The following is a 15122-nucleotide window of genomic DNA, read 5'->3' on the forward strand; positions in this document are numbered from 1 at the left end:
TCCTTGTTGATGTGCATTTATTAAAGTTTAAATGCACATTTTAGGCAGCGATCTGGATCACGATAAGAATAAAAATAAAATAAAATCAATAATCAAATAAAAGCGAAATAACAGCAGTACATCAACAAAAGCACTTCATGTCAGGCCTTGGCTAAGACCTGCGTGTCGATACGGCTCTTATTGTGTAGCGCTTTCACCAGATGCTGTTTCATGGTGTACGACGCCTCAATTAATTGACCGGATTCAATCAGTTCAAGAATATGCAAATGATCTTTCACTTCGGCATAGTAGCGGCCGCGATCGTCCATAATGCGGTAGTCCAGCAAGCGGCGCATGCGGTTGACATTACGCAGGGAGATTTCGAAATAAGGATTGTTAGAAAAACTGATCAATGTCTCATGAAAGCGATAACCCGCCAGTTGCAGCAGCGCAGGCGAAAGTTTTTCAATGCCGGAGTCGAGCAACATCTGCAGCTCTTTTTTCAGTTCCGCCACCTTATCCTGCGGGGCTTTATAGGTCGGTTCCAGGATCGCCATCGGTTCGATCACCATACGAAAGCTGAAGATTTGCTCGAGCGCTTGTTTGGTTTTGGCGACGGGCAGGAAACGCCAGCCATACCCTTGCTTACGCTCCACCCATCCTTCGCTCATGGCGCGGCTCAGAATAATATTCAACTGGGTTTTCGATAAGTCATAGGTGCGCAGCAAATATTGTTCTGTGACTTCAGCTTCGATATTGTCCTGCAACCAATCTTCAGCGATTTTGTAATACTCTTTCGGCAGATCACCATCGGTATTGCGTAAGTTGCTCACATGCGCCTGTGGCTGGTAATCATCGTTGACAAAAAAACCGCGGTTTTTTTGCTGGTTAAGAATGCCTTTAAATTCCAGAAACAGTAACGCTTCACGTACCGGGGAGCGGGAGACATCGAAATTCTCCGCCAGCTTTGGCACGCTTAAATGCGCGCCTGGCGACAACATTCCGCCGTCGATCATGCTGATAATTTTGTCTGAAATACGTTCCGTCAGTGAGCTAACCTTCATATAAGCTGCCTTATGCCTGTGCAGGGTGCATCTGGATGCAGATCAATGCCAATATTATTGCATTTTAAAAAATTTAAATGCAATCATGGCGCGCTGAATAACCCGGCACAGAACAGGGTATTAACGCGTTGAGAACAAAAGAGACGGCTAATGACCGATGATGAGCGCCAGATTATTGCGCAGGCAATAGAGATCCTTGACCGACGCTTACGTGAGCCCGGTTTGAAAATGACCGGTTCAGAAACAGTGAAGCAGTTTTTGCGCTTAAGCCTGGAGCCGGATGAGCGGGAAGTCTTTGCCGTCATGTTTCTCGACAATAAAAATACCCTAATCGGCTTCGAGAAATTATTCCTTGGCACCATCAACCGTGTGGAAGTGCACCCCCGAGTCATCGCGCAACGCGCACTACAGCTTAACGCCGCAGCCCTTATTCTGGCGCATAACCACCCCTCCGGGGATCCATTATTAAGCCGTTCCGATTATCAGTTAACCAAAGATATTCAGAAGGTAATGCGCTTGCTAAATATTGTGGTCCTCGATCATCTGGTGATTGGCTCTCATGGGATATTTTCGCTCGCAGAAAAAGGTCTGATGTAAAAAAGCGGGCACGCGAAAAGCTGCCCGCGTCGTTATCACCGGGAATAGAGCGGATAAATCCCCAGCAGTAAACCGCAGGCGAGAAATAACATGCACAATAAAAATGCCCATTTAAAGGTGTATTTCTGATGATCGCTGAACTCCACCCCCGCCAGCCCGACCAGCAAATAGGTCGAGGCGACCAGGGGGCTAAGCAGGTGCACTGGCTGGCCGACCAGCGATGCCCGGCCAATTTCTACCGGCGCGATACCATAGGTTTTTGCGGCTTCGGCAATCACCGGTAATACGCCGTAATAAAAGGCATCGTTCGACATAAAAAAAGTACCGGGCAAGCTGATTAAGGCCGTGATAGGCGCTAAATATGGACCAAAGCTGTCAGGTAAAATATCCAGCAGCGTGCCCGACATGGCGGTCACCATTCCGGTGCCGGAGAGAATACCGGCAAAGATCCCTGCCGCAAGGAATATCGAGGTCTGATTAAGGGCCGCAGGCGCATGGGCCGCAATACGCTGACGTTGCGCTTCAAGCTGCGGATAATTGATCAGCAACGCCAGCGCAAAGGCAATCATAAATAAGACGGCCAGCGGCAGTAATTCCAGCACCAGTGAAACCATTAATACGGTAGTCAGCGCAGAATTAATCCAGAACAGCTTAGGGCGACGCAGGGCCTCTTTTTCATCCGGCGCGTGGGTAATATAAGCCGCGGTTGTCTCTTCAGCGGCAAATTTCCGTCCGAGATGACCGGGGTGAATTGACAGCGTTCCCAGGCGCTGGCGCTCCCGCATGCCAATAAACCAGGCCAGCGCCAGTACACCAATAAAGCCGACAATCATTGTGGGAATTAACGGAATAAAGAGCTCGCTGGATTCCACTTTTAAGGACGCCGCGACTCTGGCGAGCGGGCCGCCCCACGGCAGCAGGTTGGTGATACTCCCCGACAGGAACACCACGCAGGTTAGCGCAAGCGGATCGAGGCGGATGCGTTTAAAGAGGGGCAACATGGCAGTCACACAGATCATATAGGTGGTCGAGCCATCGCCATCCAGCGACACCATTGCCGCCAACACCGCGGTGCACATCACCGCTTTAACGGGGTCGCCTTTAATAATGCGGATAAAGAAGCGAATAATCGGATCAAACAAGCCCGTGTCAAACATGGTGCTGAAATAGAGAATGGCGAAAATCACCATGATCGCGGTGGGGGCCACTTTCTTCAGACCGTCAATCATCATGCCGCCCATGTCGGCGCTGAAGCCTGCAAGCATGGCGAAAATAATCGGGATCAGCGTTAATGCCACTAGCGCCGAAAGTTTCCGGGTCATGATCAGCACCATAAAAACAACAATCATGCCGTAACCTAAAAGTGAAAGCATAAGGATCTCCTGCCGGCGCGGAGAGATCGCGCCAACTGTCAGAAAGTTCGCGTCTGTTTTCGCGGGGCTGTTCATCCCCGCGGTGCAAGTTGATAGCCTGCCACCTGAGGTCTGCTACGGGCTAAGCCTGTGCAGGGGGGTTGTGGTGGCTTAGGGGTGATAAAGCGTCATAAATACTCCAGAGGTCAGTTAATTGTTTTCATAATGTTAACAACATTCGATCAAATGGGTTTTTTAGCAAGAAAAATGCAATAAAATTGTGAGTCAAATCGATTAAAAACCGATCATCACTGCCGAAGGTGAGCACTGCTTGCGGGGGTGAAATGCAATATTCAAGAGGTATCAGATTATAAGTACAGCGTTTTTTTCATCTGCGAATGTGCAATGCACAGAAATGCATAATTTTTACGGCTTAAATGCATTTATGTGATAAAAAGTGCATTTTATGTGCGTGGCGGAAACGCAATGCTTCCGCCAGCAAGGGGGATTACGGCTGCGTTTCTTGCCAGTCCGCCAGGGTGTAAAGCGTGGCACCGGCAGCCGCCATTGCCATAAAGGCCTGCGCGCTGTCGTCAGCATGAAGATTCACACCGCGGCAGCCATCGGTGATCACACTGACCTGATAACCGAGTTGTAACGCATCCAGCACGGTGAATTTTACGCAGTAGTCGGTGGCCAGCCCGAGGACCACCAGTTCGTTAATACCGTGTTCGCGCAACCAGCCATCGAGGGCGGTTTTCTGCCGGTGGCCGTTATCAAAAAACGCGCTGTAGCTGTCCAGCAAGGGGTTTTCCCCTTTATGGAATACCGCCGCAATCGCTGTTTTATCCAGCAGCGGATGCAACTGAGCACCTTCACTGTGTTGCACACAGTGATCGGGCCAGAATGTTTGCGGCAGGCCATCCAGCTCGCCCTGGCTGAAGGGCGCTGCGTGATGCTGGCTGGCGAAGCTGCCGTGATCCGCCGGGTGCCAGTCAAGGCTGGCCACGATGGTTTCTGCGCGTGCGTGGCACCAGGCCACCATGGCATTGGCAATGTCCACCGTACTGTCGCCTTCTGCGACAGCCAGTGCGCCACCCGCACAAAAATCATTCTGGATATCGACCAGCAGCAAAGCGCGTTGCGTCATGGTTGCCTCCTCACTCGTCCGGCGTCAGTTCACCGCGCAGGTTTTGGGTCATTGCGCTGCGGATTGCATCGGCATCCAAATCCTGGCTTAACAGATAGTGAAGTTTAGTCAGCGTGGCTTCTACCGTCATGTCCGCGCCGCCAATCACACCGGCATGGGCGAGGGCGTTGCCGGTGGCATAGCCGCCCATATTCACTTTGCCGGACATGCACTGGGTCAGGTTCACTACCACAATGCCGCGCGCGCTGGCTTCCTGCAGCTCTTTGAGAAACTCACCATTTTGCGGTGCGTTGCCCACACCATAAGAACGCAGGATCAGCGCTTTTACCGGCTGGCGTAAGAAGTTGCGCACGACATCGGCAGAAATACCGGGGTAGATAGTGACAACGCCAATCGGTTGCGGAGTGATCGGATGCACTACCAGTTCCCCCACGGTGTAAGGCGCAGGCGGCGTATTAAGACGACGAATATGGATACCCGCTTCAAGCAGCGGCGCGAGATTGGGCGAGGCAAAAGCATCAAAACCATCCGCATGCGCTTTGGTGGTGCGGTTCCCCCGGAACAGACGGTTATTGAAAAAGAGTGCCACTTCGTTGATGGGGAAATTCGCCGCCACATACAGCGCATTCAGCAGGTTGATCTGCCCGTCTGAACGCAGTTCCGCCAGCGGAATTTGTGACCCTGTCACAATGACCGGTTTGCCGAGATTTTCCAGCATAAACGACAGTGCAGAAGCGGTGTACGCCATGGTGTCGGTGCCGTGAAGGATGACAAAACCGTCGTACTGGTCATAGTTCGCTTTGATGTCGTCGGCAATATGTTGCCAGTCTTCCGGCGTCATATCGGAGGAGTCCATCAGCGGATCGTATTCGTGGATGGTAAAGTCGGGCATTTCCGGACGATGGAATTCAGGCATCAGCGCCAGCTGACGTTGCAGGTGCCCGGATACAGGCACGTAGCCGTGCTCAGAGCGCTGCATACCGATGGTCCCGCCCGTGTAGGCTACGTAAATGGATTTTTTTTGCATAATAATAAGTTCTTAGCATCAAAAAAATCCCCTCCGGCGGGAGGGGACGTGAACAGGCGATTTTAGCGGATATTGGCGCAGTTGAGACAGAGCGCGTAACGATTTTGTGGATCGTTAAACACGGCCAGTTTATCCGTTTCGTTTTTGACTTCCAGCGCGGCATTCGCCAGCGGGGCGGGCAGATACGCCTGTAAGGCCTGCGGCAACATGGCGCGAACAGAGCCGGACATGCTGTCCATTACCCGGTCAAAGAAGCTGGCTTCCTCTTCGTAGTAATCGACGTGCCACTGTTTAAGCTTCGCCAGTTCAGCGGCTTTCGCCAGCGCGTCGTCAAAGTCACCCAGCCCGTCGACCAGACCATTAGCTTTCGCATCCTGCCCGGTCCAGACGTGGCCTTGCGCAATCTGATCGATCTGCTCCGGCGTACTGTTGCGCGACTTCGCCACCAGCGTGATAAAGCGTTTATAGCCATTTTCTATGCTGAGCTGCATCATCTGCTGCACTTCATCCGGCAGGGCTTTGGTCATGCTGATATCCGCCAGCGGTGACGTCGCCACACCGTCAGTATGCACGCCAATGCTGCTGAGGCTGTTTTCCACGGTGTTGATAACCCCAAAGATACCGATAGAACCGGTAAGGGTGCTGGCATTAGCCAGAATGTAGTTTGCCGGGGTAGAGATCCAGTAACCCCCGGACGCGGCCATTCCGCCCATCGAAACCACCACCGGTTTGCCTGCCGCTCTGACCGCCGCCAGTTCGGAACGGATCACTTCTGATGCGCTGACGCTGCCACCAGGGCTGTTAACACGCAGCACAATGGCTTTTACTTTCGGATCCAGACGAGCATCGCGGATCTGCGCGGCGGTGGTGTCACCGCCCACGTTACCCGGCGTCTCTTCTCCATCCATGATCGCGCCATTGGCGAAAATCACCGCCACGGTATCGCCGACATCACTCGGTTTCTTCAGCGAATAGTCATAATAACTGACGGCACGGAAGTTCTTATCCTGGTCGCTCCAGCCAAACTGTTTAACCAGTGCTTTTTCCGCATCGGCAGCGGAGCCCAGTTCATCCACCAGTTTGTTATCCAGCGCATATTTCGCGGTATCGCCATCGGCTTTGCGTAAACCATCCAGCATGGCCTGCGCCCCAGGGAACACCTGCTGCGCGGTGATCTGGCGGTTCGCGGCCACGGTATTAAGGTAGTTTTGCCACAGCTCATTGATCCAGCGGCTGTCGGCCTCGCGCGCAGCGGGCGACATATCGTCACGGATAAACGGCTCGACGGCTGATTTATATGTACCGACGCGGAACACATGCGTGGTGACTTTCAGCTTATCCAGCAGCGATTTGTAATAAAGCCCGTTGGTAGCAAAGCCGTGCAGGTCAACCACACCCTGCGGCGAGAGCCAAATCTTGTTGGCGAAACTGGCAAGGTAGTACTGCCCCTGGCTGTAGTTATCTCCGACGGCATACACCGGTTTACCGCTGTCGCGGAATTCGCGTAGCGCTTTACCGATATACTGCATCGATGGCTGATCGGCACCGGCGAAGTTTTTCAGATCCATCACGATGCCGGTAATATTGCGATCGTTTTGCGCCTGGCGGATGGTTTCAACGATGTCGAACAAGGAGTTCTCTTGCAGGCGATCGGAACTGGTGCCAAAGAACTGACGACCCAGCACGCCGAGCCGGTTGCTGGCGCTCGGTTTGTCGACGACCACACCGGAAATATCCAGCAGCAAAGCACCGCGACTACTGTGATCGGCTTTACCGCTGCTGACCTGCATCCAGATGCCTACACCCACCAGCACCAACAAGATAAAGAACAGATTCAGCACCAGATTGCGGATAAAGTTCAGCAATCGCCAGGCCCACTTAAAAAAACCGGCAATAATACGCCAAAGGGTTCGCATGTATTCTCCCTGGTAGTTAACGCCCACCGCTGCCCTGAGCGGCAAAGTGTGGTTATCCTAATTACCCCGCCGTCACTTGTCAGCAGGAATCGCCTCCGGCGCTGTAACAAATTCTACGCCCGTGTTAATTTTATGAATAAATTTGACTACAGGAGGTTAACTAATGGACGCACTTGAATTGCTCGTCAACCGTCGCAGTGCTTCCCGACTGGCGGAGCCAGCGCCGACAGGTGAACAACTGGACAACATTCTTCGCGCCGGAATGCGCGCTCCGGATCATGGCACGCTGCAACCGTGGCATTTTTTCGTCGTTGAAGGCGAAGGGCGCGAGCGTTTCAGTCAGATTCTGGAACAGGGGGCTGTGGCGGCCGGCCAGGATGAAAAGGGCATCGAAAAAGCCCGCACTTCACCGTTTCGCGCACCGCTGATTATTGCGGTGGTCGCCAAATGCGAAGCGCACCCTAAGGTCCCGGAATGGGAACAGTTGCTTTCGGCTGGGTGTGCTGTGATGGCCATGCAAATGGCGGCGCTGGCGCAGGGGTTTAATGGTATCTGGCGTACGGGGCCGTTGACCGACAGCCCGGTCGTGCGTGAGGCATTTAACTGCCGCGAGCAGGATAAAATCGTCGGCTTCCTCTACCTCGGCACCCCGCAACTGAAAGCATCCACCACCGTCACGTTACCAGACACCACGCCGTTTGTGACGCGTTTCTGAATAGCAGACTATCTCTTGCAGGCCCGGTCAACGTCATCGCGCTGCCGGGCCATTCTGAACGTTTATTTGCGCTGAGCGGCAAATTCATCTTTGGCTTTTTGTAACTGCTGCAGGAAAGCCGGGTTGGTGTGCAGCGTGGCGACAACCGCCGAACCGACAATACGCGCAGCATCAACATCACTCTGCCAGTGGTAACCGCAAATCACCCGGCTCTGGCCAAGATCGAAACCACGTTTAAAGATCTGATCCTGGCGCGCCGGATTCACCTCCGCCAGCACCAGCGCGGTTGCCCAGCCGATGGAGGTATGGCCGGAGGGATAAGAGCCATTTTTCGACAGCGTGTCCTGCTCTTTGGTATTGCAGGTCGGTACGCCATAGAAGGCAAACGGGCGGATACGCATATATTTCTGTTTCGCCCCACGGGTGGCCAGATCGCCAGCGTCTTCAATCATGTTGGTCAGCAGCTTATGTAGCTGCGGAGAATCCTTCTCGGTAATGGGTGAGCCAAATGCGGCCGAGAAGGCATTTGCCACGCCGCCCGCACTCAGGTTGGCGTCTTCAGCCGCCTGTTTACCTCGTTCGGTGTTGCGCAATAAACGGCCTTGTTCATACATCGCCTGATCGTTCAAAAATGCAATGCTGCCCACCTCTGGCGGAGGCGGCAACAGCGCCAGGCTGTCAATCGCCTGATCATTTTTAAGGTAGTAAAGGTCAGGTTTGGTGGTGGCATCGTTGCCCGCAGGCACCAACGCCAGTGCGCTGGTAGAAAGCAGGCTGGCAAGACAAAATGCGAGAATATTTTTTTTCATTCGCCGTAGTTCCTTGGTGTTGGATAATGTCCGTTGCCCTCTCAGGCTCTGTCATATTTCTGTCACAATTAGAAAAAAATTAAATTGGCTTAGCTCGCAAAATGACAGATGAGATGCTCTCTGGCGACAGCCGTGACGTAAAAACAGGCGCGTCAGGGGCGGCTTTCGTTCGCTTAATGAGCAACAGCGCGCGATTTCAGATTGCCAGACTTATCACCTTACCGTTTGGGCGCTACCATAGCGGGATTGCATTGACAGGAGATGTCCATGAGCGAGCAAGTTATACGTTTAACGCAATACAGCCACGGAGCCGGTTGCGGTTGTAAAATTTCCCCCAAAGTGTTGGATACTATTCTGCACAGCGAGCAGGCGAAGTTTCTCGACCCGAACTTGCTTGTCGGCAACGAAACGCGCGATGACGCCGCCGTTTACGATCTGGGTAACGGTACCTGCATTATCAGCACCACTGACTTTTTTATGCCGATTGTCGATAACCCCTTCGATTTTGGCCGCATTGCCGCCACCAACGCCATCAGCGATATTTTTGCGATGGGGGGGAAACCGATCATGGCGATCGCGATTCTGGGCTGGCCGATTAACACCCTGGCACCAGAGATTGCCCGCCAGGTGATTGAGGGTGGCCGCTTTGCCTGCCAGCAGGCGGGCATTGTCCTTGCGGGCGGGCACTCTATTGATGCGCCAGAGCCCATCTTTGGTCTTGCGGTAACGGGCGTGGTGCCTACTGAGCGCGTGAAGCGAAACAGCACCGCCGAGGCGGGGTGTCGGTTATTCCTGACCAAACCGCTGGGGATTGGCGTTCTCACAACCGCTGAGAAAAAGTCGCTGCTGAAAGCAGAACATCAGGGACTGGCGACTGAAGTGATGTGCCGGATGAATATCGCCGGGGCGGCGTTTGCCGCTATCGACGGGGTGAAAGCCATGACGGATGTCACCGGTTTTGGCCTGCTCGGGCATTTGAGCGAAATGTGTCAGGGCGCAGGCGTGCAAGCGCAGATCAACTGGCAGGATGTGCCGAAGTTACCCGGTGTCGAAGCCTATATCGCACAAGGCGCGGTACCGGGCGGTACGCAACGCAACTTTGCAAGCTATGGCCATTTAATGGGTGAAATGCCGGCTGACGTGCGTGACCTGTTGTGCGATCCGCAAACCTCTGGCGGGCTGCTGCTGGCGGTCTTGCCAGAAGCGGAAACGGCAGTGAAAGCCACGGCGGCAGAATATGGCATTGAACTGAGCGCCATTGGCGAACTGGTGCGTGCCCGTGGCGGCCGCCCGATGATCGAGATCCGTTAATTTTATGCGGTTATTTATTGCCGAAAAGCCCAGTCTGGCCCGCGCTATTGCCGATGTGCTGCCAAAGCCGCATCGCAAAGGCGACGGCTACATTGAGTGTGGTAATGATCAGGTGGTGACCTGGTGTATCGGTCACCTGCTGGAGCAGGCGCAACCCGATGCTTACGACAGCCGTTATGCCCGCTGGAACCTGGCTGATTTGCCGATTGTGCCTGAGAAGTGGCAGTTACAGCCACGCCCCTCAGTGCTCAAGCAGATTAACGTCATTAAGCGTTTGCTCGCCAGTGCAGAACAGGTGGTACACGCGGGTGACCCGGATCGCGAAGGGCAGTTGCTGGTCGACGAAGTGATCGACTATTTGCAACTGGCCCCGCAAAAGCGCCAGCAGGTGCAGCGCTGCCTGATCAACGACCTTAACCCACAGGCGGTAGAAAGAGCGATTGAACGCCTGCGCGCCAACAGCGAATTTATTCCGCTGTGCGTGTCGGCGCTTGCCCGCGCCCGCGCCGACTGGCTGTACGGCATTAATATGACCCGCGCTTATACCTTACTTGGCCGTAATGCGGGCTATCAGGGCGTGTTGTCTGTTGGTCGTGTACAGACGCCCGTCCTCGGGTTGGTGGTGCGCCGCGATGAAGAGATCGAAAACTTCATCGCCAAAGATTTTTTTGACGTGAAAGCCCACATCCTCACTCCGGCGGGTGAACGCTTTACCGCATTGTGGCAGCCGAGCGAAGCGTGTGAGCCCTACCAGGATGAAGAAGGGCGCCTGCTGCACCGCCCGCTGGCGGATCATGTGGTCAGCCGTATTTCCGGGCAGCCCGCTATCGTCACGGCGTATAACGATAAACGGGAATCAGAACTGGCTCCGCTGCCGTTTTCGCTGTCGGCGCTGCAAATCGAAGCGGCTAAGCGTTACGGACTAAGCGCGCAAAATGTTCTGGATACCTGCCAGAAACTGTACGAAACCCACAAACTCATTACCTACCCGCGTTCTGATTGCCGCTATCTGCCGGAGGAACATTACGCCGGGCGGCATGCTGTGATGAATGCAATCAGCGTTCACGCGGCAGATTTACTGCCGCAGCCAGTGATCAACCCGGATACCCGCAACCGGTGCTGGGACGATAAAAAGGTCGATGCGCACCATGCCATTATCCCGACCGCTCGTGCCGCGAAGGTCAATCTTACCGAGAACGAAACCCGGGTTTACAACCTGATCGCCCGCCAGTATTTGATGCAGTTCTGCCCGGATGCGGTATTTCGCAAATGTCAGATCGATCTGGATATTGCCAACGGCAAGTTTGTTGCAAAAGCCCGTTTCCTTGCTGAGGCAGGGTGGCGTACCTTGCTGGGCTCGAAGGAACGTGATGAAGAAAACGACGGGACGCCATTACCTGTCGTGGCGAAAGCAGATGAACTGCTGTGCGAAAAAGGCGAAGTGGTCGAGCGTCAGACTCAACCGCCGCGTCATTTTACCGACGCCACCTTGCTCTCTGCCATGACCGGAATTGCACGGTTTGTGCAGGATAAAGACCTGAAAAAGATCCTTCGTGCCACCGATGGTCTGGGCACCGAAGCGACCCGCGCCGGGATTATCGAACTGTTGTTTAAACGTGGTTTCCTGGTGAAAAAAGGGCGCTATATTCATTCAACCGATGCGGGGCGGGCGCTGATCCATTCGCTGCCGGAAATGGCGGCCCGACCGGATATGACCGCGCACTGGGAATCCGTGCTGACGCAAATCAGTGAGAAAGAGTGCCGTTACCAGGATTTTATGCAACCGCTGGTCGGCACGTTGCATGAGCTTATCCACCAGGCGCGTAATACCCCGGTACGTCAGTTTCGCGGGCTGATTGCACCGGGCGGGGAAAAGAAAAAGAGCTTTGCGAAAGGCCGGGGTAAAAAACGCCCGCCAGCGGCGGAAACCCCGACAGAGATGTCGTAGGCTGGACCTACGTGCCAGTCGCCATACTGCGGGGGCGGCTGGCGCGTTGCTTATCCGGTCAGAAACCTGACGCTAAGCGCAGCGCCACCCGGCATTATGCCAGTTGGCCTGCGCCTTGCGAGTTCGAACCGGGTTAAATGACGCCCTGCGCCAGCATGGCGTCGGCGACTTTAACAAAACCGGCAATATTCGCCCCACGCACATAGTGCGTCTGTTTACCTTCTCCACCGTATTCCACACACGCCTGGTGAATGTCGAGCATGATATGGTGCAGACGGGCATCCACTTTCTCCGCTTTCCAGCCCATGCGCGCCGCGTTTTGGGCCATCTCCAGACCTGACGTTGCCACACCTCCGGCATTGGCCGCTTTCCCGGGGGCAAACAGGACGCCGGCGTCAAGGAACAGTTCTGTTGCTTCGATGGTGGTAGGCATATTGGCCCCTTCAGCAACGGCTTTAACCCCATTGGCAATTAGCAGGCGGGCAGCGTCAGTATCAAGCTCGTTTTGCGTGGCACACGGCAGCGCAATATCTACCGGTACGGACCACGGTTGCTGACCTTCGAGATAGGTCAGGCCAAATTCGCGCGCATAATCGGCAATACGACCATCGCGGCTGGCTTTGATTTCGCACAGGCGGGCGAGTTTTTCTGCGGTAAAGCCGGACTCATCGACCACGGTTCCGGCCGAATCAGAGGCTGTGACCACGCGGGCGCCAAAGGCCATGGCTTTCTCAATCGCGTACTGCGCGACGTTGCCGGAACCCGACACGGCGACGCGCAGGCCTTCAAAACTCAGCCCGTGGCGTTTTAACATGGCTTCAGTGAAATACACCAGACCGTAACCCGTCGCCTCCGGGCGGATCAGGCTGCCGCCAAATGATAACCCTTTACCGGTGAAGACACAGGCCGTGTTGTTAGAGAGTTTTTTCATCATTCCGGCCATAAAACCGACTTCACGCGCACCAACGCCAATGTCGCCCGCAGGCACGTCGGTGTCGGCCCCCAGGTGACGATAAAGTTCGCTGATCAACGCCTGGCAGAAACGCATCACTTCGCCGTCGCTTTTGCCTTTTGGATCGAAATCGCTGCCGCCTTTACCTCCACCCATCGGCAGAGTGGTGAGGGCATTTTTAAAGGTTTGTTCAAAACCCAGAAACTTCAGAATGGATAAATTCACCGAGGGGTGAAAGCGCATTCCGCCTTTGTACGGGCCAATGGCCGAACTGAATTGCACGCGCCAGGCACGGTTAACCTGCACCTGGTTGCGGTCGTCCACCCACGCAACGCGGAACTGGATCACGCGTTCCGGTTCTACCAGACGCTCCAGCAGTGAAAACTGGCGATAACGGGGGTTGGCTTCGAGAAAAGGCCAGAGGGTAGTCATAACTTCACGAACGGCCTGCGAGAACTCCGGCTGGTGTGGATCGCGTTGTTGAACATAAGCAAGAAATGATGCAAGAGAGTGGGTCTGATCCATAGATATAAGTTTCTCTTATCGGTGTGAATGTCTTGTGGTTGTGTGCGCAAAAAATGGGCGCTTTTGGACTATAACATCCGCAATGCGGCAGCGGGCAAGGGAAAAATTCGCTCACCAGGCAAATTAATAACCCCCGTGCTGTCATAACTAAAACCGATGATCCGTGAAATTAAAGTCCTGCCAAATAGATCCGTTATAGTAATTAGTGGAGTCAATTAGAAAGGACAAGTTATGACCCGTTTCACGTGGGCAGTGGCGACAACATTACTGGTCGCCTCCTATGGTGTGCTGGCGGAACGTATGCCGTCGCCTGGTATTGAAGTGAATGTTCCCGCTGAGGTGTTCAGCTCCGGCGGCCAGACGCAAACCACACAGCCCTGCATGCAGTGCTGTGTTTATGGCAATCAAAATTATACCGAAGGGGCGGTGATCAAAACCGAGGGCGTGCTTCTGCAATGCCAGCGTGATGAGAAAGCGTTGTCCACTAATCCGCTGGTATGGCGCCGCGTGAAGCCATAAACGCCTCCAGCAGCGGGACGTCTGCCGGGGCGAGCGATTGTTGCAGCGCATCGGCGGGCGTACACCATAGCAGGGCGCTGTGGTAGTGCCGCGTGGGTTCTCCCTGAAAGTGCACCACATGCCAGGCATGTAAATGAATTAACCGCCCGGAGACTTCGCGCTGATGGCTGGCGACGTAACCTGCCGGGTGGGCTTCAATGCCCAGTTCTTCGCGCAATTCGCGCGTCAGTGCCTGCGGCTGACTTTCGCCGGGTTCGACTTTCCCACCCGCCAATTCCCACAACCCGGCCTGATCGGCATGCCCGGGGCGTTGGGCGAGTAAAATTTTGCCATCGCGTTCAATAATAGCGGCGACCACATCGATACTGTTGCGTGTTGTCATACGAGCCTGTTTTCCATTAAGAGGACTGGCTCCATTCAAACCAGCCGCCGTCATACACGGCAATACGTTGCCAGCCAAGCGAGCGGGCGATCAGAAAAGCCAGCGATGCGCGCCAGCCCGTGCCGCAATAAAATACCACCTGTTTGTCGCCAGTGATCTGCTCCTGTTGCCACAAAGTGGCAATCTCTTGTGGGGCGCGCAGTGTGCCATCCGGGCAGTGGTAATTCTCAATATACTGACTGTCGCCTTCTGCATGCCCCCAACGGGCTCCCGGGATCTCGCCGGCTGCAGCAATGTAACCATAACCGCTGGTGGCGCCGGTGAATTCAGCCCGGCTACGTACGCTGACCAGCACCGTATCCGGTTGCGCCAGTAACTGGCGGGTTTGAGATTGATTCAGCAGCCATTGCGGCTGCATGGGTAGTGGTGCGGTAAAAGGTTCGGCGTGAAGGCGGCGGGCTGGGCCCACCTCCACCTTCAGTCCTGCGCGCAGCCAGCATTGCCAGCCGCCATCAAGCAAACGCACATCCTGGATCCCGGCGTATAACAGAATTTGCGCGAGCCGCTCGGCGGCGTAATTACCGCGACCGTAGAGGATCACAGGGGTGTCGACGTGCAGGGCATAGCGGGTCAGCACGGCGCGCAGACGTGTGGGGGAAACAACATTCCACAGCGGCGGTGCTTCTACCTCGCGCGTATCCATATACACTGCGCCGGGAATGTGCCCGGCGCGATAGGCTTGCGCGGCCTCGTAACCCACTTCCAACAACCGCCATTCCCGGTCTGGCGCAGCGGCCTGATTACACTGGTGCTGCAAATCGTTGAGCCAGTCAACACTGACCCACGGGCTGCAAACGGGCGCGGAGTCCATCAGTT

At 54.8% G+C, this 15122-nt stretch carries 14 protein-coding genes; 5 read left to right on the forward strand and 9 right to left on the reverse strand.

Going from position 1 to position 15122, the window contains the following annotated elements:
• Positions 1-140 precede the first annotated feature (140 nt).
• Positions 141-1043, reverse strand: a complete 903-nt coding sequence (locus RTX30_RS00740; RefSeq protein ID WP_312685836.1) for a GntR family transcriptional regulator — start codon at positions 1041-1043, stop codon at positions 141-143.
• Between the two features lie 150 nt (positions 1044-1193).
• On the opposite strand from RTX30_RS00740, the gene RTX30_RS00745 reads away from it, so the two are divergent.
• Positions 1194-1640: a RadC family protein gene (locus RTX30_RS00745; RefSeq protein ID WP_312685838.1), complete on the forward strand. Its 447-nt coding sequence runs from the start codon at positions 1194-1196 to the stop codon at positions 1638-1640.
• A 35-nt stretch (positions 1641-1675) separates the two neighbouring features.
• Here the strand turns inward: RTX30_RS00745 and RTX30_RS00750 are convergent, their stop codons facing one another.
• The 4 genes from RTX30_RS00750 to sppA form a co-directional block, all read right to left on the reverse strand.
• On the reverse strand, positions 1676-3013 hold the full coding sequence (locus tag RTX30_RS00750; protein ID WP_312685840.1) for a CitMHS family transporter: 1338 nt from the start codon (positions 3011-3013) through the stop codon (positions 1676-1678).
• A gap of 487 nt (positions 3014-3500) precedes the next feature.
• The gene (pncA, locus tag RTX30_RS00755) at positions 3501-4142 is read right to left on the reverse strand and encodes a bifunctional nicotinamidase/pyrazinamidase (RefSeq protein ID WP_312685842.1); all 642 of its coding nucleotides are present in this window, start codon (positions 4140-4142) and stop codon (positions 3501-3503) included.
• 10 nt (positions 4143-4152) lie between these two features.
• Positions 4153-5169, reverse strand: a complete 1017-nt coding sequence (gene ansA, locus RTX30_RS00760; RefSeq protein ID WP_312685844.1) for an asparaginase — start codon at positions 5167-5169, stop codon at positions 4153-4155.
• 62 nt (positions 5170-5231) lie between these two features.
• Positions 5232-7085 carry a signal peptide peptidase SppA gene (gene sppA / locus RTX30_RS00765; RefSeq protein WP_312685846.1) on the reverse strand — a complete coding sequence of 618 codons (1854 nt, stop codon included), beginning with the start codon at positions 7083-7085 and terminating at the stop codon, positions 5232-5234.
• 163 nt (positions 7086-7248) lie between these two features.
• Between sppA and RTX30_RS00770 the strand changes: the two genes are divergently transcribed.
• A complete protein-coding gene (locus RTX30_RS00770) occupies positions 7249-7800 on the forward strand; it encodes an NAD(P)H nitroreductase (protein ID WP_312685848.1) in 552 nt (183 codons plus the stop codon).
• Between the two features lie 62 nt (positions 7801-7862).
• Here the strand turns inward: RTX30_RS00770 and phoC are convergent, their stop codons facing one another.
• Positions 7863-8609, reverse strand: coding sequence for an acid phosphatase PhoC (gene phoC / locus RTX30_RS00775; RefSeq protein ID WP_312685850.1), 747 nt, complete (start codon positions 8607-8609; stop codon positions 7863-7865).
• A 267-nt stretch (positions 8610-8876) separates the two neighbouring features.
• On the opposite strand from phoC, the gene selD reads away from it, so the two are divergent.
• Both selD and RTX30_RS00785 read left to right on the forward strand, forming a co-directional pair.
• Complete coding sequence (gene selD / locus RTX30_RS00780; protein ID WP_312685853.1) at positions 8877-9920, forward strand: selenide, water dikinase SelD; 1044 nt, start codon at positions 8877-8879, stop codon at positions 9918-9920.
• Between the two features lie 4 nt (positions 9921-9924).
• A complete protein-coding gene (locus RTX30_RS00785; RefSeq protein ID WP_312685856.1) occupies positions 9925-11868 on the forward strand; it encodes a DNA topoisomerase III in 1944 nt (647 codons plus the stop codon).
• Between the two features lie 133 nt (positions 11869-12001).
• Here the strand turns inward: RTX30_RS00785 and gdhA are convergent, their stop codons facing one another.
• Positions 12002-13345 (reverse strand): NADP-specific glutamate dehydrogenase, encoded by a 1344-nt coding sequence (gdhA, locus tag RTX30_RS00790; RefSeq protein ID WP_312685859.1) that lies wholly within the window; start codon positions 13343-13345, stop codon positions 12002-12004.
• Between the two features lie 300 nt (positions 13346-13645).
• Here gdhA and RTX30_RS00795 point away from each other — a divergent pair, with 300 nt between their 5' ends.
• The gene (locus RTX30_RS00795; protein ID WP_312686792.1) at positions 13646-13864 is read left to right on the forward strand and encodes a DUF1496 domain-containing protein; all 219 of its coding nucleotides are present in this window, start codon (positions 13646-13648) and stop codon (positions 13862-13864) included.
• On the opposite strand, the gene RTX30_RS00800 is transcribed toward RTX30_RS00795, so the two are convergent.
• Both RTX30_RS00800 and RTX30_RS00805 read right to left on the reverse strand, forming a co-directional pair.
• Complete coding sequence (locus RTX30_RS00800) at positions 13830-14246, reverse strand: pyrimidine (deoxy)nucleoside triphosphate diphosphatase (RefSeq protein WP_312685862.1); 417 nt, start codon at positions 14244-14246, stop codon at positions 13830-13832. The two genes, RTX30_RS00795 and RTX30_RS00800, sit on opposite strands and share 35 nt — an antisense overlap.
• A 16-nt stretch (positions 14247-14262) precedes the next feature.
• Complete coding sequence (locus RTX30_RS00805) at positions 14263-15117, reverse strand: rhodanese-like domain-containing protein (RefSeq protein ID WP_312685864.1); 855 nt, start codon at positions 15115-15117, stop codon at positions 14263-14265.
• Positions 15118-15122: the final 5 nt, after the last annotated feature.

The organism is Kosakonia sp., assembly GCF_032052965.1.
Lineage (GTDB): Bacteria > Pseudomonadota > Gammaproteobacteria > Enterobacterales > Enterobacteriaceae > Kosakonia.